At 67.1% G+C, this 20,971-nt stretch carries 9 protein-coding genes and 3 pseudogenes; 6 read left to right on the forward strand and 6 right to left on the reverse strand.

From position 1 onward, the window contains the following. Nucleotides 1–9: 9 nt before the first annotated feature. The 3 genes and pseudogenes from TU30_RS17800 to TU30_RS17810 form a co-directional block, all read right to left on the reverse strand. Entirely contained in the window at nt 10–879 is an 870-nt protein-coding gene (locus TU30_RS17800) for a hypothetical protein (RefSeq protein WP_042171129.1), read from the reverse strand. Next, nucleotides 876–1,422 (reverse strand): annotated as a pseudogene (locus TU30_RS17805) (ATP-binding cassette domain-containing protein). Before TU30_RS17805 ends, TU30_RS17800 begins: the two are co-directional and overlap by 4 nt. Before the next feature lie 305 nt (nt 1,423–1,727). After that, nucleotides 1,728–3,173: an HNH endonuclease signature motif containing protein gene (locus tag TU30_RS17810; RefSeq protein ID WP_234307892.1), complete on the reverse strand. Its 1,446-nt coding sequence runs from the start codon at nt 3,171–3,173 to the stop codon at nt 1,728–1,730. A gap of 223 nt (nt 3,174–3,396) precedes the next feature. Here TU30_RS17810 and TU30_RS17815 point away from each other — a divergent pair, with 223 nt between their 5' ends. Then, a complete protein-coding gene (locus TU30_RS17815) occupies nt 3,397–3,810 on the forward strand; it encodes a very short patch repair endonuclease (protein ID WP_042171131.1) in 414 nt (137 codons plus the stop codon). After that, nucleotides 3,803–4,057: pseudogene (locus TU30_RS17820) on the forward strand (DNA cytosine methyltransferase); the annotation flags it as partial. The gene TU30_RS17815 and the pseudogene TU30_RS17820, both read left to right, overlap by 8 nt. Before the next feature lie 96 nt (nt 4,058–4,153). On the opposite strand, the gene TU30_RS17825 reads toward TU30_RS17820, so the two are convergent. Further along, nucleotides 4,154–5,149, reverse strand: a complete 996-nt coding sequence (locus TU30_RS17825; RefSeq protein ID WP_078878337.1) for a YDG/SRA domain-containing protein — start codon at nt 5,147–5,149, stop codon at nt 4,154–4,156. 159 nt (nt 5,150–5,308) lie between these two features. Between TU30_RS17825 and TU30_RS17830 the strand changes: the two genes are divergently transcribed. Further along, nucleotides 5,309–8,464 carry a DUF3427 domain-containing protein gene (locus TU30_RS17830; protein WP_042171135.1) on the forward strand — a complete coding sequence of 1,052 codons (3,156 nt, stop codon included), beginning with the start codon at nt 5,309–5,311 and terminating at the stop codon, nt 8,462–8,464. A 48-nt stretch (nt 8,465–8,512) separates the two neighbouring features. Here TU30_RS17830 and TU30_RS17835 read toward each other — a convergent pair whose 3' ends face one another. Further along, nucleotides 8,513–9,688 (reverse strand): ISAs1 family transposase, encoded by a 1,176-nt coding sequence (locus TU30_RS17835; protein ID WP_042171137.1) that lies wholly within the window; start codon nt 9,686–9,688, stop codon nt 8,513–8,515. Nucleotides 9,689–9,850: 162 nt separating this feature from the next. Then, complete coding sequence (locus TU30_RS17840; protein ID WP_042171138.1) at nt 9,851–10,474, reverse strand: ATP-binding protein; 624 nt, start codon at nt 10,472–10,474, stop codon at nt 9,851–9,853. Between the two features lie 216 nt (nt 10,475–10,690). On the opposite strand from TU30_RS17840, the pseudogene TU30_RS17845 reads away from it, so the two are divergent. The 3 genes and pseudogenes from TU30_RS17845 to TU30_RS17855 form a co-directional block, all read left to right on the forward strand. Beyond that, a pseudogene (locus tag TU30_RS17845) lies at nt 10,691–10,912 on the forward strand (helix-turn-helix domain-containing protein); the annotation flags it as partial. Nucleotides 10,913–11,069: 157 nt separating this feature from the next. Beyond that, nucleotides 11,070–12,803 (forward strand): IS1634 family transposase, encoded by a 1,734-nt coding sequence (locus tag TU30_RS17850; protein WP_042171144.1) that lies wholly within the window; start codon nt 11,070–11,072, stop codon nt 12,801–12,803. Nucleotides 12,804–13,545: 742 nt separating this feature from the next. Beyond that, the gene (locus tag TU30_RS17855; RefSeq protein ID WP_234307893.1) at nt 13,546–20,781 is read left to right on the forward strand and encodes a LamG domain-containing protein; all 7,236 of its coding nucleotides are present in this window, start codon (nt 13,546–13,548) and stop codon (nt 20,779–20,781) included. Nucleotides 20,782–20,971: the final 190 nt, after the last annotated feature.

Below are 20,971 nucleotides of genomic sequence, written 5' to 3' on the forward strand. Positions count from 1 at the left end.
ACGTGGACCTCAGGGTGCTTCCGTGGTGGACGCCGTAGCCGAGGGCGCGGCAGCGTGGCGCCGCGCGGGAAGGCAGGAAGTACCGCCTCCCGGCCCGGGCTCAGTGGGCTGTGGGTCGGCGGGCAGGGTGCTGCGGGTGCTCCGACGAAAGCCCATCAGGGCGATCAGGGCCGCTCCCGCGAACCAGGTGAACTGGATGGCCAGGTGCCGCGGCACCTGGTTGGTGGAGAATCCCGCCGCCGTGCCGGCCTGCATGGCTCCGTAGGAGGGCAGGTAGCGCATGATCGGGTTGTCGGTCCCGGAGCTCGTGATCGGGTTCTGCAGTGCGAGGTCGATGATGCTGGTCATCACGAGGGCGAACATGCCCTCGACCTCCCGGCGCAGCACGGAGCCGAAGCCGACGCCGAGGGCGCCGTAGGTGAGGCCGGCGCTGAACAGCGCGGCGGCGAGCAGCAGAGGTTGCCGGGGTGTCCATACCAGGCAGGTGACCGCGGTGGCGTAGGCGGCGACCGTCGCCGAGATGAGAGCCAGTGCGGTGGCCTTGGCCAGGACGAGATGGATGCGGGGGTAGCCGGCCATCGCGAGCCGGCGGTCGAAGCGGTTGCCGGAGAAGGTGGCGGCGAACATCATGAAACCGGTGATCAGGGTGACCGCGTTGAGTGCGCCGCTGATCTCGGTCAGTTCGTTGCCGTGGGGCGTCAGCGTCTCCCCGGTGGCGTGCAGCCGCATGAGGGCCGGGGTGTCGGGCATCACCAGATAGGCGAGGGTCGTCCCCAGGGGGACGAACAGGATCACCAGGACCACGGCGAACCGGTTGCGGCCGTGCTCGGTCAGCGCGAACCCGGTGGCGAGGGCAAACCGGGTCAAGTGAAACCTCACGCGGCAACCGCCTGGTCCGGGCGGAGGAGCCCGTCGTCCAGACGCCACAACTCATCCAGACGCTCTGTGTCGTACGCCAAGTGGGAGACGACCAGTACGGAGCGTCCCGCATCACGCAGCCGCACGGCAAGGTCCCAGAACCGCTGGTAGGTGTCCCAGTCGAACCCCTGATAGGGCTCGTCCAACAAAAGCACCTGCGGATCGTGCATCAGCGCCAGCGTCACGTTCAGCTTCTGCCGCGTCCCGCCACTGAGGACCCCGGCCCGCTCATCGGCGTAACCGGCGAATCCCAGCACGTCCGTGATCTCCTCGGCATACCGCAGATCTGGCAGGCGGTAGGCCCTCTGGAAGAACGTCAAGTGCTGGCGGACAGTCAGCGCGTCGTTGAGAACCACGTGCTGCGGGCAGTAACCGAACCGGCCACCATGACGGACCGTGCCGCGTGAGGGCCGCAACCCGCCGGAAAGGATCTTCAGCAGCGTCGACTTGCCGGCGCCGTTCTCCCCCGACGATCCCGCACAGCCTCCCTGTCCCGAGCCGCATGTCGATGCCACGTAGGACCACACGCCGACCGTAGGCATGGTGCACGACCTCCACGCCCGCACTTTCCCACACCCGTAATCGGCCCCCTGCACCTGCCACAACGATCACGGTGCCGGAACGACACGGATGAACGACGCCCACGACCCAGCCGTCGAAGGAGTCGGCTGCGCGCCTCCGTGCCGGAGAGCGTCCCTGTCCTGTGCCCAGCCGGGCCCGGGTGGTGATCCTGGCGTACGACACGGGGCTGGTGGCGCGGCCGGTACCGCGGACCCGAGCCGCCGGCCCGCACAATGTCTGCCGGTGCTTCACCGCCGGTGGGCGGGAGGGGTGTTGGTGTAGGTGTGCCCCGTGGGCGCGGTCCAGGTGCTGACCCCTGAGTGCGGATCACGCGTGACCTTCCACCCGGGGTGATGCGTCTTCAGCCGATGATGGCGACGGCACAACGGCTGAAGGTTCTCCGGCACCGTCTGCCCGCCCCGCTCCGGATGCCGGTGGTCGAACGGCCGGACGTGGTCGAGGTCGCACCGGTGAGCGGGCATCCGGCAGCTGGGGAAGGCGCAGTACTGATCCCGGGCGATCACGTGCCGCTCTGTCTCGGCCGTCGGCCGGTAGACCGTCGGGTCGGTCTTGACGAGGAGCCCGGATTTCGGATGCGTCAGCAACCGCCGCCAGACGGTACCCGGCGCGAAGGCGATCTCCCGGGCCTGACCGGCGGTGATGGGCCCATGCCCCTTCAGCTCCGCCGGCCCGTCCTCCGAGCCCAGCAGGATGTCGAACGGCACCGTCACCTGCACCACGGCCGCCGCCCGCCCTTCGCCGCCGCCCGTGACCCCGGGCTGGTTGACGACAAGGTCGAACAGCGCGTCCGCCCGTTTCTGGTCCAGCGTCCGCCCATCGTCTCCGTAACCAGCCGCACGCGCATCGACCGCCTGCTCCATCAGCGCGGCCTGCTGGGCGGGCACCACGGCACCGAACAGCGCCATGCCGTCGTCCTGCGGATACCGCACGACGTGCCGCGCCTTCACCCGCTCCTGATGACGCCGCTCCGCACCTTCCGGATCGGCACGGAGGATCTCGCGGCGCAGCGCGGCCTTGGTCCGCCCCACCGTCTGGGCCGGCATCCTCGCGGCCAGGACCGACTCCACGCGGCGTGCCACCTCGTCATCGAGACACTCCAACTGCTCGGCGACCGCCTGCGCCTGGATGTAGGAAATCCGCCCGTGGGCCAACAGCCTCGTCGTCTCCTCGTGCCGGGCCGCCAGCAAAGTGGCCGCCCTCAGACGCCGCCCGGCCGCCAGATGGGACAACCGCAATGCGCACGCCACCTCCTCCACGGCCCCGTCCCAGGTAGCGGCGAAGACGTCGTCCAGCTTGCCGCCGGCCTCGATGACGACCGCCTCGGGAACATCGCTGTGCTCGGCGATGGCCGCCAGTACCTCGACCTGCTTGGCCTGCAACCACGCCAGGTGCTGCTCCAGCACGACAAGCGCGTCGACCCGCCCACGCGCCGACAGACGCGCCACCTCCAGCCCACCGAGCCGCCCCGCGCTCTCGGCCGCAGGCCCTCGCTCCCGCAGCTCAGCCACCCAGCCGTCCAACGGCCCCTGAAGGACCACTCCTCCCCAAGAGGCAGAGGCCTCCCCCACCAGATCGTCCACGGACACGCCACTCACCCCCAGCACGGCATGAACAAGACAGCCCACACGAACGACAGGGCCGGAAGCCCGCCTCCAGCGGACGGGATCGACCACTCCATACTTGCTCACTCAGAGTGATAGCAACAGGTCAAAGGCCACACTCGATAGAGTGAACCCTCACACCGAGACCCCAGGGACCGCGCCCGCCCGCCCACGCCCGCCTCCTCGCGGACTCCGGCTGGACAGAAAACCCACTCGGCCCCCATGAAGGGGAACACGCCGGCAAAATACTCATGTGGCACAAGCACCTCCCTCCTCTCCCGCCGTATCCGCCCGCATGAGCCGCCAGGGCTCCCGCGACACGGCACCAGAGGTGGCGGTCCGAAAACTGCTGCACGCCGGAGGGCTCCGTTACCGCGTCAACGCACCGGTGATCGGAATGCCCCGTCGCACCATCGACATCGTCTTCCCCAGGGCCAGGATCGCGGTGTTCCTCGACGGCTGCTTCTGGCACGGCTGCCCACAGCACGCGACGAGCCCGAAGTCGAATGCCGAGTGGTGGCGGGCCAAGCTCGACAAGAACATGGCGCGGGACCAGGAGACGTCCGAGCACCTACGGGCCGCCGGATGGACAGTGTTGAGGTTCTGGGAGCACATACCGGCAGAAGAGATCGCGGCGACGGTACGTGCGGCGGTGGAGCACGAGAAGCGGGTCCGGGGACGGCCGACCCAAGGGGGAGCGGATGGTTGATCGACTGGGGTTCGTGGACGTCTGTTCCGGTGCGGGCGGGATGGCGTCGGGGCTGGAGAGTGCGGGATTCTCGCCGGTGCTCCTGCTCGACAACAAGCACCAGGCATGTGAGACGCTCCTGGCCAATCGACCGCACTGGAACGTGGTCTGCGAGGACCTGATCGAGTTCCTTCCGGAGGAGCATCCGGAGACCCTCGACGTCGATCTTTTGTCGGCCGGTCTGCCGCGGGTGAAGTCCTCGGCTGCTTCCTACCCCTCTTCCACGCGTCGGCAGCCACTCCCGCACCTGGGCCTCCGTCCGCTCCTCATCCCTACCGAGAAGCGGACGCCTCCCGCGTGACCTTTAGCGTGTTCGACCAGCGCCCTGCTTCTCCCAGTACGTCCGGTGGTAGCAGAGGTACTCCTGCTGGACTCGGTGACTGTCCTTCAGGGTCAGCTTCGGCAAGAGCCTCACACCCGACGCATCTGCACGCACGATGACAGACCAGTCCTCGCCTATCGTGATCGCACCAATATCGAGCCGCACATGACAGTTCGGGCAGAGGCACAGGATGTTGCGCTCGACATCGGGGCCATGATGAGGCTTCCCCAAAGGCCGTATATGGGCACCCTCGCTGTACGGCTTGCCGTCCGGCCCGACCAATTGGAGACCGCACAGCTGGCACTTGCCCTCGTAGAGCTCCTTGATCCGCTCTGCGGCAGCCGTATCCCGGATCAGACGACGCACCCGCATGCTGCGCGATCGCGGGAACTTCTCCACGTACTGCCGCTCTTGCTCGTCCTCGAGCTCTGCCAGCACATCAACGACGTGACGTTCGAGCGGTGTCTGCACTTGCTCACGATCCAGCAAGCGGCGTAGATCGAACTGACAAATGTCAATCGGTGACCCATCAAGGGCCGGACGTTTGGAGGTGGCCGTACGAACGTCCGTGATCACGTACAGGCCGTCGTACCTGTAGGAGTCGAACGGTGAGTACCTCGGGTCTCCTTCGTATCCTCGGATCACGCGTATGGGGTGCCCCCGCTCGTAGCTGAGCCGGAGCGCAGCGTTGTCCTCATACGACCACGACTGGCTTCGAAGCAGCCTGCCGCTGGGATCCTTGTCCTTGTTTTTGGAGGCCCCGGTGTACCGGATCCAATCCCAGTGATCTTCGTCGTCCTCATACCCTCCATGCAGGACGATCGCGTCTCCGACCTTGCTGCCGTCTTCATCCTCGAGCCAGGAGATGCCTCGCTGGTTCGTTTGGTGCAGTTTCGCCCGCATCACGTCCAATCTCCGATGGAAGACCGCACCCACAGGAACACCGTCTACGTGCCCGATGACTCGTTCGATTCCCATCCACCCATACTTGAACGAGAGTGATCGACTTTGTCAACTACGTTTTGAATAAGCTGTGTTGAGAGCATCAGGATCTACCCTCTCGGACCGACCCTGCCCGGAGGTCAGAGCTCTCTGTTACACAAGAGCTCGCTGCCCCGAGCGCTCAAAGGAGCCCACGTGTCCGAGTTGGAGGACCTGGACCACCCCGCGCCAGGCCTGTACGAGCAACTGATCACGCTCCGCTTCGAGCAGAAGCTGAAGGAGCTCTCCCAACTCGGCTGGCGCCCGGTGAGTGACGCAGTGGGCCCCGAGTCGGCCCCTTACTTGCTTGCGCGACACATCTCTCACACCGTGCGCCGCGTCCTACAGAGCCTGCCCGTTGAGGATCGCGTGCACGCGGCCAATCACATCCTGGAATCCCTCGGCACACTCAAGGGAGCGCAAGAGTGGGTGGACCTCGTCGCGGACGGCCCGCGGCAACTCCTGGCGATCACACAGCAGGAAGCACCCGGAGTCTTCGCCGTGCGCCCCGGCATCCCTCTCTCCGATACCGCTCTCCTGACGAACTCCCCGGAGGACCCAAGCCTCGGTTTTGAACTGCGCGCAGAGCTCGCCACTGCCGACCGCGTGGACCTCCTCTGCGCCTTCGTCAAGTGGCACGGGCTGCGGGTCATCGAGCGGTCCTTGCAAGCAGCCCACGACCGGGGCGTACCGATACGAGTGTTGACCACCACGTACATCGGCGCCACCGAAAGGCGAGCCCTGGACCGCTTGGTCGAAGATTTCAATGCCGAGGTCAAAGTCAACTACGAGACGCGATCGACCCGACTTCACGCCAAAGCATGGCTGTTCCAGCGAAACAGCGGCTACCACACGGCGTACGTCGGGAGCTCGAATCTATCGAAGGCTGCACTCCTTGACGGACTTGAGTGGAATGTACGCCTTTCCTCCGTAGCCACACCCGAGGTGATGCGGAAGTTCGAGGCAACGTTCGAGTCGTACTGGAACGACCCGTCCTTCGAGACGTACGAACCTCACGCCGATGGCGCTCGCCTTCAGGAAGCACTGACAGTGGCCAGTGGCGCATCGTCAGCAGACCGATCCATCACATTGTCCGGCCTCGAAGTGCGACCGTACCCCTATCAACGGGACATGCTTGAGCGACTTGACGTCGAACGTGAAGTACACGATCGCCACCGCAACCTCTTGGTAGCCGCAACAGGCACGGGTAAGACGGTCATGGCCGCCCTGGACTACAAGCGCCTCCGCCAGAAGCACGGCCGCGGCCTACGCCTCCTCTTCGTCGCTCACCGCAAAGAAATCTTGCAGCAGTCCTTGCGGACCTATCAGGACATCCTGCTCGACGCGAACTTCGGAGAACACCTGCACAGCGGGGAGATTCCGGAGCGTTGGACGCATGTCTTCGCAAGCGTCCAGTCACTCAATGCAAGGGCGCTTGATCGCCTCACTTTCGATCACTTCGATGTCATCGTAATCGACGAGTTCCATCACGGAACCTCTCCGACATACCGGAAGATAATTGATCACTTCCAGCCCATAGAGCTGCTTGGCCTGACTGCGACACCCGAGCGTATGGATGGCAAGAACATCCAGGACGAGTTCTTCGACGGCCGTATCGCGGCCGAGATGCGCCTGTGGGAAGCACTGGACAACAAGCTTCTGTGCCCCTTCCACTACTTCGGCATCAGCGACAACACCGATCTGAGCGCCGTGGAGTGGAAGCATGGAGCGTATGACGCGAAAGCGCTCAGCAACGCCCTGACAGGCAACAAGATTCGTGCTGGTCTCGTCGTGAAGGCCGTCGGGGACAAGGTTTTGGACCCTGGCCGTATGCGGGCGCTGGGGTTCTGTGTCTCCGTCGCCCATGCCCACTTCATGGCAGAGTCCTTCCGCTCCGCAGGTTTCAGCGCCGTCGCCGTCTCCGGGGAGACGCCGGCCGACCAGCGGCGGGAGGCTCTCACCGACCTGAAGGCCGGAAAACTACAGGTGATCTTCTCGGTCGACCTCTTCAACGAAGGCGTCGACCTGCCCGATGTCGACACCCTGCTCCTACTCCGCCCCACGTCGAGCGCAACCGTGTTCCTCCAACAACTCGGCCGTGGTCTTCGGCGCTCTGACAACAAGGCAGTGTTGACGGTCTTGGACTTCATTGGGCAACACCGCAAGGAGTTTCGCTTCGAGAACCAGTTCCACGCCCTGACGAACCTGACGCGCAAGAGGCTGTTGGACCACGTCGCGCACGACTTCCCTCAACTCCCCTCCGGCTGTGAAATCATGCTGGAGGAGAAGGCAAAGCACACCATCATCGCCAACATCAAGGGCCAACTCGGTGTCAATGTCACCACGCTGGCTCGTGAAGTGGCTGACTACGCAGAGCCCGATCTGAACCTCTATCTGAAGGAAAGCGGACGGGAGATCAATGAGGTCTATCGAGGGAACGGAAACTCCTGGACCGGGCTGCTCCGCCGTGCCGGCTTGATGGACCGCGAGACGCCCGAGGGAGAAACCGCACTCCTCAATCGAGTACCTGCCTTCCTCCACGTCGACGATCCGCTACGCGTGGCCGCATACACGCGCATGCTGAAAGATGACGCCCCTGCCTACAGCGACCTTGATGAGCAGGGGAAAGCGTATGCACGCATGCTTTTCTTCCAGCTATGGCCGCTGGGTGGCGTGACGAGAAAGGGTTTCGCGAGGTACGACACTGGCTTTACTGCCCTCCGTAAGCAACATGCTGTTCGCAGCGAACTGCGCCAAGTACTGGCATACAACATCGCCCACACCGAGCACGTACCCATCCCTCTCCTCGGCGCTGCCGGCGACCCTGGCATCCCGCTGACTGTGCATGCCTCCTATAGCCGCGAAGAGATCCTTCCCGCCCTTGGCCAAGCCAATATCGGAGGCTTCATGCCGGGCGACTTCCGCGAAGGAGTGAGATGGTGCGAGTCCGCAAATACTGACGCTCTCCTCATCACGCTCGAAAAAGACGAGAAGGACTTTTCACCACAGACTCGCTACCACGACTTCGCGCTGAGCGAGACCCAGTTCCACTGGGAGTCCCAAAACCAGACCTCAGAAACATCCGCTACGGGGATGAGATACCGGCATCACGTCGCCCAGGGCAGCCAGGTGTTGCTGTTTGTCCGCCGCTACAAGACCACAGACATCGGCGGCGCTCAGCCGTGGATACTGCTAGGCCCTGCTGAGTACGAGAAGCACGAGGGCAGCAAGCCCATGGCTATCACTTGGAAGGTGAAGCACACCATCCCGGCGGACGTGCTGTCATACGCCAAGGCGGTAGCTACGGGTTGATCTTCACCTGGAGGAGTGGATCTCATCCACCTAAGCAGCAGGGCTTGATCAAGTTCCGTTGAGGTCGGGCTTGTAGGTGATGCCCAGGATAGGGAGGGCTCGTTCGGGTTGGTCGCGGATGGTACGGGTGGTCTTCGCGATGTTGGTCGCTCCGAGGGCTTTGAGGGCTCCGATCGCGAGGTTGCGGAGGGTGGCCATGGCGCGAGGTGCGTTGCTGGCGTGGACGGTGGAGGCGTCTTCGGCGAAGGTGCGGTCGCGGATGTGGTGCTGGGCTTCCACGGTCCAGTGTCCGCGCAGGTGGGAGGCGAGTTCGGCCGGTTTCGCCTGGTGGACGTCGAGGCTGGTGACCGCGTAGACGGTCTCGCGGGTCTCCTTCCTGCCGGCCTCTTTACGGCGGCGGTGGACGCGGAGGGCGAGCTTCGAGTGGGGGAAGGCGATGCCGCCGAGGTTGTCGGCGATGGCGAGAGTCTTGATCGAGCGGGACTCGCGACGGCCGTGTCCCTTGTTCGAGGCGGTGTGCTGGATGGCCACCGCATGCCGGTCCAGACCGTCCAGCTGGGCCCAGGCGGTGGGCTGATTGGATTTGATCACGGCCACGTAGTGCGCCTTCTTGGTCTCGGCCAGCCAGGCGACGTTGGCCTTCACGGAGTGCAGCGCGTCGAAGGTGACCACGTCTCCGTCCAGGTCGAGCGGCGTGAGCAGGGGCTGGAAGTGCCGTGTCTCGTTGGTCTTGGAGCCGACCTCGGCTTGGGCGAGGGTGACCGGGCAGCCGTGGGTGACGGCGGACAGCAGGTGCCGGTGGGGCTGGTCCAGACGGGCTGAGCCCCGCAGCGCCTTGCCGTCCACGGCGATCACCCGTCGTCTGCCCGGGGCTGCGGCGCTATGGCGGTGAGCCAACCAGGCGCCCACGGCCGCATCGAGTGCGTCGGCGTCGAGACGCTCGAGGACCCTCCCGATCGCCGACCTGGACGGCGCATGCCGCCACCGCAGCAGGTGACGGCGCACGCCGAGCGCGGCGAGCAACCCGGCGTCGGCGCGGGCGCCCCACTCGGCGAGTTCGTCGATGGTCCGGGCTCCCGAGACCACGGCGGCCGCGCAGACCAGCAGGATCGAGGTCAGCGAGTACCAGCGGCCCCGCCGGGAGCGAGGATCGGGCACCGCCTCCAGGAAGATGCGCAGGTCAGACGTGTCGTCCGGATTGAGCGGCCCCAACTTGGCCAACACAGCAGGGATCGGGGAAGATGAGACAGCGGACACGGGAACCCTCTTGATCACTCGGCTTAGACACCTGAATGATCACGGATCCCGTGCCCGCTCTGCCATCCGCTCCAACCTGCGGTTTCCTCAAGCCAGTTGGGCGATCCCGGGAACTTGCGCAAGCCCTGCCTAAGCAGCCTTCGCTTCGTAGTGCATCTGAGCCCGGTCCAGCACGTCATCCGGGTCCAGGCCGCGCGCGGAGGTCCAGTGCAGCAAGTCGGCGATCAGCTCGATCGCCGACTCCTCCAGCACCGATTCGCGCCGTCGGCCCTCTAGGACGACACCGCCGCGCCTCCGATAGCCCTCCAGCGTCTCAACTGCACGCTCCACACGGCGGCACGTGACCTCGGGGCCCAGCTCGATCTCGCACCAGACCGCCTTACCTAGCGCCGTGACGGCGGTCCCCCAGTCCGCCGCCATGGCAGCGAGGAGATGCAAACCACGGCCGCACTCCGCGTCACGGTCAGCGCCGCGCATGGCAGGCAGTGCGTGGCTCTTGTCGTGCATCTCGACGCGCAGCCGGTCGCACTTCCACTCCAGGATCAAAGTGGCCAACGTGCCCTCGCCGACGTGCTTGATGACGTTCGTCGCGAGTTCCGTGACGAGGAGCCCCGCCTCATCGCCGGCCGCGGGCACACCCCACTGGTCAAGTTGCGCGGCAGTGATCCTCCGCAGCAGCTGCACCTCCGCCGGCAATGCGGCAAAGGGCAGGACACAACGGTGCTGACGGTTCCCGGCATCGATACCAGGCATGGGTGTTCCTCCCTCCCGGCCACGCTCATGCTGCGCCTGCCGTATCCGTACGGCTGCATTGCGTAGCGGTCCGGATGCGAGAATGACACAGAGAACTCTCACTGTGTAACTTCTCATGAACCTCTATCGGGTGAATTCCGTAGTGAGCGAGCCGCTGCGCTGCCTAGCCTGTTCAGGCCCCGAGCGGCTGCCCGGGGTTACGCACAGAGGAGTCCCATGCCCGTCAGGACCACCACGCGCCGTCGGCAACTAGGCGCGATGTTGCGCAAGTTGCGCGCCCGCAAGGGGATGACCCTTGAGGAAGCCGGACGGCTGGTAGGCGTATCGAAAGCGACGGTCAGCCGGTACGAGACCCAGGCGGGCCCGGTCAAGTGGATCGTCGTCGACGCGCTGTGCCGTGAGTACGGGGCAGCGGGCGCCGAGCGGGAGGCTGTCGTACCTGAGTTCCGCAGAAATCTGAGCCGATAGGCCAACGGCACCAACAAACACGCAGGTCAACGAGGTCGCGACTGGGGCAACAGTCGAGATCGCCTAGGGCAACGCCTGGCACTCAGCAGTGCCTTTGAGCTGTGCCGATGGTGTTAGCCTCTAGGTCATGTACTTGCGCACCGTGACCCGGAAGAACAAGAACGGGTCGAGCGTGCGCTACCTGCAGCTGGCCCACAACGAGTGGGACCCGGCAGCCCAGGTCTCCCGCCGCACCGTGCTCTACAACTTCGGCCGCGAGGACCAGGTCGACCGCGACGCGATCGCCCGCCTGATCGCCTCGCTGTCCCAAGTCCTCACCCCCGGCCAGGCGATGGCCGCCACAGCCCCACCGGAGCTGACCTTCACCGAGTCCCGGCCGCTCGGCGGGACCCACGCCCTCGACGGCCTGTGGCGTCGCCTGGGAATCGACGCCATGATCCGGAAACTGATCAAGGACCCGCGCAGTCGCGAGCGGACCGAGCGGACCTTGTTCGCGCTGGTCGCCAACCGGGCACTGAAGCCGTCCAGCAAGCTGGCCGCCTCCCACTGGGTCAACGACGACGTCGCCATCGCGGGTCTGCCCGAGGTCGACGACGACGCCTGCTACCGGGCTATGGACCGGCTGCTGACCATGGAGAGCAAGCTCGCCGAGCAGGTCTACTGGGCGGTCGCCGACCTGCTGAACCTCGAAGTCGACCTGCTGTTCTTCGACACCACCTCCACCTACTTCGAGACCGGCCAGGCCGACGAGCCGCTCGCCCGCAATGAGTACGGACGGTGCCTGCCGCAGCCCGATCCGTCGGCCACCGGTGACGCGTCTGCCGACGGCGAAGACCCTGCCCACCTGAGGGGATTCCGCGCTTTCGGCAAGAGCAAGGACCACCGCGACGACCTGCCGCAGGTCATCATCGGCATGGCCGTCACCCGCACCGGAATCCCGATCAGGGTCTGGTCCTGGCCCGGGGCCACCAGCGACAGCGCGCTGATCCGCCAGGTCAAGGACGAGCTGAAGGAGTGGACTCTGGGCCGGGTGGTCTGGGTCGCCGACCGCGGCTTCACCTCCGCCGCCAACCGCCGCTACCTGCAACGCGCCGGCGGCCACTACATCCTCGGCGAGAAGCTCCGCACCGACTCGCCCGAGGTCAAGGCCGCGCTCGGCCGCCAGGGCCGCTACAAGACCCTGGCCGACAACATGCGCATCAAGGAGGTCAAGGTCGCCGACGCCGACGACCGCTTCGTCATCTGCCACAACCCCGACCAGGCCAAGCGCGATGCCGCCACCCGCGAGCAGTTGATCGCCCAACTCGCCGACGTCATCGACGGATCCGACAAGCTGTCCCGCACCAAGCGCGCCGAGTTGCGCGGCAGGCTGTCGACGAAACCCGGCCTGAATCGCTACCTGCGCGTCACCCCCGGCGGGCTGCTGCGGATCGACCGGAGCGTGGCCAAGGCCGAGGAGAACCTGGACGGCAAGTACCTTCTGCGCTCATCCGACCCGAAGCTGTCCGCCGAGGACATCGCACTCGGCTACAAGCAGCTCCTGGAAGTCGAGCGCGGCTGGCGGGACATGAAATCGATCATCGATCTGCGGCCCGTCTACCACCGCCTCGAAGACCGGATACGCGCCCATGTGCTGCTGTGCTGGCTGGCCCTGCTGCTGATCCGCATCATCGAGACGACCTGTGACGACACCTGGTCCAACCTGCGACTCCAACTGGAGCGGCTGCACGTCGGCACGTTCACCGGCCCGGCCGGGACCTTCCGCCAGCGCACCGAGGTCACCAAGGCCCAGCAGACGATCCTGACAGCGCTCCAGGTCCCTGCCCCGCCCCGGATCCTCGAAGCCGCCCCACCGGCCTGACCAGGCACAACGCAACCGCCTAGGCACACGCCCCGGCGGCGCTGCAGCATGCGTTTGCGCAGGTCAACCCACAGATTCGCGACCTAGGCCGCGAAGAGTTCTGCGGAACTCAGGGTCACGGTCCATGCTTTCCAGGAGTGATGTGACTGAACCTCGCGGCAGGTCACCCGCTGCACGGCCTGGTGGCGATGCTTGCCTGATCAGGGCCTGATCAGGGCCTGATGGTGAGGTGAGCTGAGCGGTGCCGGGAAGCGGCGCGGCGGTGGGCGGGCAGTGGATGGCCCGGTCGACTGCGGCGGAGGTGCGGCCGAGGGGTGTCCATGGTCCAGGCGGAGGCACCGGACTGCTTGCGGCTGGTCTGGTTTCTGGCCGCAGGTGACCTCGCTGAGTGGCCTTGTGCGGGCGTACAGCCGCCTGACGGGCCGTCCGGGCGGCAGCGTCCAGCCTTGCCGAGGATGGCGCAGTCCGGCCACCTGGCGCAGCATCAAGTCACCTGCGCATGAGGTATTTTCGAAACGGCCCCTTCACCAAAGCCCCACATGTCAGACTGACCGGCGCATCCTGCGGGGTGCACCGCAAGTCCATCGCCTCTCCGGACCGCGGGAGAAGCCGGAGACCTGGCGTCCATGCACGTGGGAGGGGAACAGTGGCATCTCAGGATTCCTTGCTCAAAGTCTACGGGGACCGGTCGTACCGGCACGTGACCATGGCCCGGCATCAGGGCACGACTATCGCGTTCGCGATGGACGCATCCCGCCGGGTCGTCTACTCCGTGCTGGACCTGTCCGGACCGCCGGCCAAGGGCGAAGCGGACACCGCGTACTGGAGCGAGAATCCGGCCGAGCTGCCCTTCCCCAGGGAACTGGCCGAGGTGGGGCACGCCGTCGCCGGTGCGACGTTGATACCGACGGTCAAGCGGGGCGGGGCCGAGGCGGCCGCCGCAGAACGGCCGACGGCCGTGGAGACGGACCCCTTCCTGTCCACCACCGCGCGGCTGACCGCGGACACCCCGTTCCACGTCATATCCGATGGCACATACGTGGTGGTCCTTCGGCAGTCGGTCAACGAGACGCACCCCGACGCGGTGTTCAAGCTGACCGGTGGCGGCTCCTCCGGGGACGCGTCCCGCAACGACTACGTGCTCAGCGGCACGAAGAAGGTGCCGCTGGTGCGCGACACCCTGCTGTGCGACCGGTTCCTGCTGGTGGACGGCAAGCTCAAGCCGGTCCTGGAGGTGCGCTACAAGCGCAGCCGGCACGCCACCCTTCCCGAGTCCGCCAAGGACAGCCTGGGCACCGAGGACATGGAGGGCCGCCCTTTCTACGAGCCGACCCAGGAGCTCTCCTTCGTCCGGAACCTGACTCAGGGCCGGTTCGCCGCGGTGCTCGTGCCGACCGCGATCAGCGGCGTGCAGCGCTGGCAGTTGTTCGCCCACAACGACGCCACCGGGCGAATCGACTCCTTCAGTATCGAGCAGGGCGCGCAGGGCCTGTTCAACACCCAGGGCACCCGCTTCTACACCAGCCCGGACCCGCTCCACCGGGACGCAGTGTTCGAGCGAAACCCCGGGAACTGCCCGTTCACCGGGCGTGAGCTGGTGCCGGTGACGGGCAGCGGCGGGCAGGCCGAGACCGAGCTGCGGCTGGCCGGCACCGACCCCCACGTCGACCTGGGCGATCCGGCGGCACTGCGGTTCGGCGGGAAGCCGTATTCAATCGAGGCGTGGGTCAAGCCCGCCGAGCTCGACGGCCCCGTGCTGGCCAGGGGTGCGGCGTACCAACTCGCCCTCAGCCCTGACGGAACGGTGTACCTGGCACACAACGCCAACCCGTGGCTGATCAGCTCCAGCGACAAGATCAGCAAGGACGTGTACAGCCACATCGCCGCCACCTTCGACGGCCAGACCGCGCGGGTGTACGTCAACGGGAGTCTGTCCGGCAGCGGGGACATGCCGTTCGTCGACGAGGCCGGCGCGGTCACGCTGATCGGCAAGAAGGTCCACCAGGGCCGGACGATCGGCTACTTCAAGGGTGCCGTCGACGAGGTCCGGATCTGGAACCGGGTGCGTTCCGCCACCGAGCTCACCGAGGACATGAACCACAGGCTGATCGGCAACGAGCCGGGCCTGGTGGCCTACTACCGCTTTGATGAGGGCACGGGCACCACCGCATACGACCAGACGGACAATGCCCTGCACGGCACGCTCAGCGCCGATGCGCAGTGGACCGGCTCGGACGCACCCGTCGGTGACCATCCCGGGGTGCGGCGCGACAGCTTCGTGCTCAAGGGGCGCTCGGTGGTGTCCGGCATGTCGGCGGTGCTGTACCACCAGCAGGAGAATGCCGTCGCCGGGTATCGTCCCGACCCCAAGCCCGCCAAGCGGCAGGCCCGGGTGATGCTGGCGTTCTCCGCCAAGTACGGCCAGAACCCGTGTCTGGCGAGCCTGGACTTCGCGGTGGGCCGCGACGGCCGGCTGGCCCAGGCACCGGACGTGCTGGACCCGGCGGTGCTCAAGCGGCCGGCGAAGGGCCAGGACTCGGAGCAGATCAGCGCCCTCCAGCAGGTGATCAGGCGGCTGGAGCCTGAGGTCGACGCACTGCCGCCGGAGATCGCCCGGCGGGACGCCACCGCAGGAACGGTGGCCGAGCGGCAGGCGGAACACGACCGGCTGAAGGCGAGTTTCGAGGACCTGGAGCGACGCTACCTCGCGGAGAAGGATCTGGTGACCTCCTGGATTTACAACGTGGATCTCAAGACTCCGCGCGTGGTGAAGGACGCGACGGTGCAGCGGCTCTACGCCGTCCCGAGCTCGTCGAACGAGGCCCGGGTGCTACTCGTCCCTGCCAGCACGACCGGCCAGTGGATGACCTGGCGGGTGGAGGCCGTCAGCGATAGTCAGGACGGCCGGCCCTGCTACCTCCTGGTCTCCCACGATCGCAACGCGGACCTGCGCGTCGCAGGCGACTCGACTGCGGAGAACGCCCAGTTGGTCACGGTTCTCTCCCGTGAGTGGAGCAACCCTTCCGAGCAATTCCAGCTGGTTTTCGAGGGTGAGTACGTTCGCATCGTCAACCGCAGGAGCCGCCTGGCGATCGGCCTACCCTCCGCCGCCCAGAATCAAATCCCGGTTCAGTCGAGCGAACACCTCAAGGCGGACTCGGGCCTGTTCCGTCTGACGCGCCTGTCCATGCGCTACGGCCTGGACGTGCACTACGTCGCGGCCAAGGAGAAGATGGACGCCGCACGCGCCCTGCTTCAGGAGGCGAGGACCGCTAAGCAGCGGGTCGCTGAATTGCAGCTCACGCTGACCGCCAAGCAGGCGGAACTGCAGGACGCCCGGGACCGGTTGGCCCGTATGTCGCACGCTTTGCAGGGCGACGACGACCTGACGGTGGCGATGCCGCTGCTCGCGGTCGACTGCACCGGCCTGAGCCTGTCCGGGGGCCTGCTCGAATTCGCCCGCGGCACCGACCGGCCCGCCCTGCTGGACAGCGGCACCGGAAACGTCGTGCTGTACTTCCGCGGGTCCGACGACCAGTTCTTCGCCGTGTACTACGACACCGCCGTCGTCCGCGGAGCCCGGACGCTGGCCGGGGACGGCGGCACACTCTCCTTCGTCGCCCGCGACCCGGGCATCGCCCTGGACTCCGCCACCATCAAGGTCGCCGACGGCGACGCCCCGGGCCGCTGCGACCTGACCCTCACCATCGGCACCGACACCGAGACCTGGAAGTCCCTGCCCCGCAAGGCCGACCAGATGGCGGCCGCCCTGGCAGGGAGCCCCGGCCGGCCGGTGACGGTCGGCGCGGTCGCCCGCGTGTCCGGCAGCACCGTAGAGCTCACCGGGGCCACCACCACCCTGGTCCCGGCCAAGGCCCACCTCATGATCGGCAGCACCGGGTACGCGGCGGACGCGGATGTCCCCTCCGGCTCCACGACACTCACCCTCACCACGGCCGGCACGGCGATCAAGCCCGGCGACAAGGTCAGCCTGGTCGGCTACGACTGGGCCCGGGCCGAGTCCACCCGGCCCGGGGCCCTGCTGTCTACCGGATCCCGGCTGATCTCCTTGATCACGGGCGGAGTCGACACCGTGCCCAACGGCACCGCCAAGGCGAGCATCACCGGCCGCGGCTGCCGCTGGCGGGCCGAGATGCCGGGCCGGGCCTTCCTGTTCGACGGCAAGGACCAGTACCTGACGCTGCCCGCCGCCCATCTGCCAAGCGTCACTCCGACCGGCGACCTGACCCTGGAAGCCTGGGTCAACCCTGAGGCAGGGCAGGGCCGGATCATCCACGCCAAGACGGACAAGTCCGGCTACGCGCTGGCACTCACCCCCGCGGGCCTCCCCGTCAAGCAGTTCGTCGGCGACACCGCGACCGAGCTGACCGGCTCGCTCGACCTGTCCCACCGCGACTTCACCGTCGAGCTGTGGGCCAAGCGCAACCAGTCCCGGGGCCGCCGCGAGCCGCTGCTGACCCACGGCACCCTGCAGGGCCAGGTGGACCAGACCCTGCACCTGTACTACGAGCCGAACGACACCTTCGGCTTCGGGCTGTTCAGCGACGACCTGACCACCGCTCAGTCCTACCCGGACCTGGAATGGCACCACTGGGCAGCGGTGTACAAGCATGCCACCCGTGAGCAGATCCTCTACAGGGACGGCACCGAGGTCGCCCGCCGCACCGCCACCGGCGCCTACACCGGCAACGGACCGCTGGTCCTGGGCCACCAGCGCTTCACCGGTGCCTACCTCGACGGCCAGATCGACGAGGTCCGCGTCTTCGGGCGGGCGCGCACCCAGCAGGAGATCTCCGCCGAACGCCACCAGCGACTCTCCGGCCGGGAGCCCGGACTGCTCGGTCACTGGACCTTCGACGGACCGGCCGGCCCGGCCTCACCGATCAAGGGCTACCAGGTGGTGGCCCGGGTGAACGATCGAGTGTTCCGGTCCGCGGAGCGCTTCCCCTGCAACGAGTGGGCGCACCTCGCCGCCACTTTCTCCCAGTCCTGGGCGTTACGCCTGGACGGTGGCGAGGGCCTGTCGGTGGCCCCGCAGGCCGCGCTGGACGTCCTGGAGGACCTCACCATCGAGGCATTCGTCCAGATCGAACGGCTGGACACGCCGATGGGGCTGCTCGCCAAGGGCACCGTCGTCAACGGCGGCCGGGAAGGTGTCCCGTACCAGCTGAGCGTCCTGGCCGACGGCAAGGTGGAGTTCGCCTTCGCCGAGGCCGACGGCAAGGCCGTCCGGTACACCTCCGACCGGGCCGTCACGAAAGGCGTCTTCCAGCGCATCAGCGTGGTGCGGCAGCGCCGCACGCCTGACACCTCCGTCACCGCCCCGGCGAGCGCGAACCTCCAGCCCGAGCAGGACATCCGCTTCTACCTCGACGGCGTGCCGGTCGGCAGTCACCTGTACCGAGGCCCTGGCGCGCAGTCCAACAGCGGCGTACTGGAGATCGGCCGCAGCTTCCGTGGCGTCCTGGGCGAGGTGCGGCTGTGGAACTCCGCGCGGCAGGCCGTCCAGCTCGGCCTGCCGGTCACCTCGCGCGAGAAGGGACTTCTTGCCCGCTGGGCCTTCAACGAGAACACCGGCAACGTTACCTTCGACGCCTCCGGCTCCTTCCCGGCGAAGCTGCGCGGCGCCAGCTGGACCCGTGACCCGGACCCCGAGGCCAGTCCGCTGCGGCTGTACCGCAACGGCGAGCCGCTGTCCGAGGGCCCGATCACCGCACTGGACACCGGCGCCTGGGGCGACCCCCAACTCACCCTGGGCGCACGGCTGGACGCCGGCAAGCCCACCGAGCTGCTGGGTGGAACGCTGGAAGAGGTGCGGATCTGGCGCACCGCCCGCACCCGGGAGCAGATCTCCGACAACCTGTTCACCCGCCTGCACGGTGGCAAGCAGGACCTGCTCGGCTACTGGCCCTTCGACCGGGACTCCACCACGCCCGGCACCACCCAGGTGCGCGACGAGGGCCTGCGCGGCAACAACCTGGGACTTTCCGCCAAGCGGCCGCGCATCCTCCTCTCCACCGCGCCGGTGTCCACCGACACCGCCCAGGTGCGCTCGGCCCTCGCAGACGTCCGCACCCCCTTCCACGACACCATCGCCGGCACCCCCGGCGCCACCGAGTACGCGGACCTCCAGTTCGACGCCAAGGGCGAAGCCCTCGGCGTCCTCAAACGCTGCTACGGCTTCGTCCGCAACGGCCGCTGGCACCTGGTCACCGGCTACAAAGTCGGCGACCTGACCACCGAGTGGGTCGGCCAGGCCCAGTTCGACCCGCAGCTCATGGGCTACGTCGAGGGCGCCCCACCGGTGCCCTCGGAGAACCTCACCGACAAGGCGGACGGCTACGCCGGAGCCTCCACGGTGGAGTTCGCCGAGGCCGACCAGATTGTGCAGAGCCTGTCCTCCAGCAAGACCCGCAGCGTGAACGCAGCCTTCAACTTCGCCCTGGGCATCGAGACCGACGCGAGCGTCATGACGATCACGGCGCCGCTGGGCTTCGGCACCGCCACCCCGCTGGCCGAGGGCCAGATGAAGCTCGGCGTGTCGGGCAGCCTGGAATACGCCAACACGTGGAGTCAGGACACCAGGGTCAGCCAGGGCAGGAACACCGCCCGCAAGACCAGCCTGGCGCTGACCGGCCACACCGAGGATCCCGCCAAGGTCCTGAACGCCGCGATCGGCCGGCGGTACGTGCCCGCCAACACCGGCCTGGCCCTGGTGCAGTCACAGACCGCCGACGTCTTCGCGCTGCGCCTGGCGCACACCGGCGCCCTGGTCGCCTACCGGATGCTGCCCAACCCCGACATTCCGCTGGACTGGAACGTCATTCACTTCCCGATCAACCCCCGCTACACCAAGCAGGGCACTCTGGACGGTGCGGTCGGCTTCGACGACCGGGGCAAAGTCCTTGATCCCGACTATCCCACCGCCGCCAACTACGGCGAGTACAGCTACTTCAAACCCCGGGACGCCTACGCGCTCAAGCGTCGGATCACCCGCGACCAGCAGCGGCTGCACGCCTTCTACGAGTCGATCTCCACCGAAACGCACCACCAGGACCCGACCGGGGCCCAAGCCACCGCACTGCTGGACTCGATGGGCATGTCCGCCGGGCACAAGGAGAGCGGTCGCAATATCGCCGGCAGCGCCGCCGCCAGCGGCTTCTCGCACCGGGACCTGGTCAACAACTACGTCTGGACCGCGAAGGGCGGCTTCTTCGCCGAGACCACCGAGGCCACCGACGCCGTCAGCGAGACCACCTCTGGCTCCTACGCCTTCAGCGGCAAGTTCGGCGCCAGCTTCGAGGGCAGCTTCGGCGCCCTAGGACTCGGCTGGTGGGGCCAGCTGGACGCCTCGGTGGGCGGCGGCCTCAGCACCACCAGGGCCAAAGGCAAAGACGCCTCCCGCTCCTTCGGCCTGAACGTCCAGTGCGCGCCCTCGGGCGACCTTCAACGCCGCGACAAGGACGGCAAACCGGTCTACGACATCGCCGGCAAACCGGCCCTGGTGCCGGGCAAGGTCGACGCCTACCGCTTCCTCACCTTCTACCTCGGCGAGAACAGCGCCAACTTCGACGACTTCTACCACAAGGTGGTCGACCCGGCCTGGCTGTCGGGCAGCGACGCCCCCGACGCCGCCGCGCTGCGGCAGACCCGGCAGAACTCCGCGAAGCCCCCGTGCTGGCGGATCCTGCACCGCGTCACCTACGTCAGCCGGGTGCTCGCTCCCGTCCCGCCGCCCGGGGCGCCGCCTCTGGACAAGGCCATGCGCGCCGAGAACATCGACAGCAACTACGAGCTGATCAAGCGCCTCGAACCGTACGTCCGCCCCGCCGCCACGAGCGCCGCCACCCTCGCCACCGCCACCCGCGACACCCTGGCCACCCAGTTGCCCGAACTGCTCCCCCACAGCACTGAAATCATCGACTACCTCAGCCGCTACTTCGGCATGGAGAACTGACAGCCGCCCGGTCCTCCGACATCCCGGAGGGCCGGGCCCCTTACCGTCGCGGCCAACCACACCCGAAAGCCCGCAACCACCTGGAATCCCCTACGGCGCTGTCCACCCAGCCAGCCCTGAAGGACAGCTGTCAGCCCCGCAGCGTACGTCCGGCCTCGCTGCAAAGACCCCCTCTGTTCGACAGAAGGCC

The organism is Streptomyces sp. NBRC 110035 (genome assembly GCF_000829695.1).
Classification (GTDB): Bacteria; Actinomycetota; Actinomycetes; order Streptomycetales; family Streptomycetaceae; genus Streptomyces.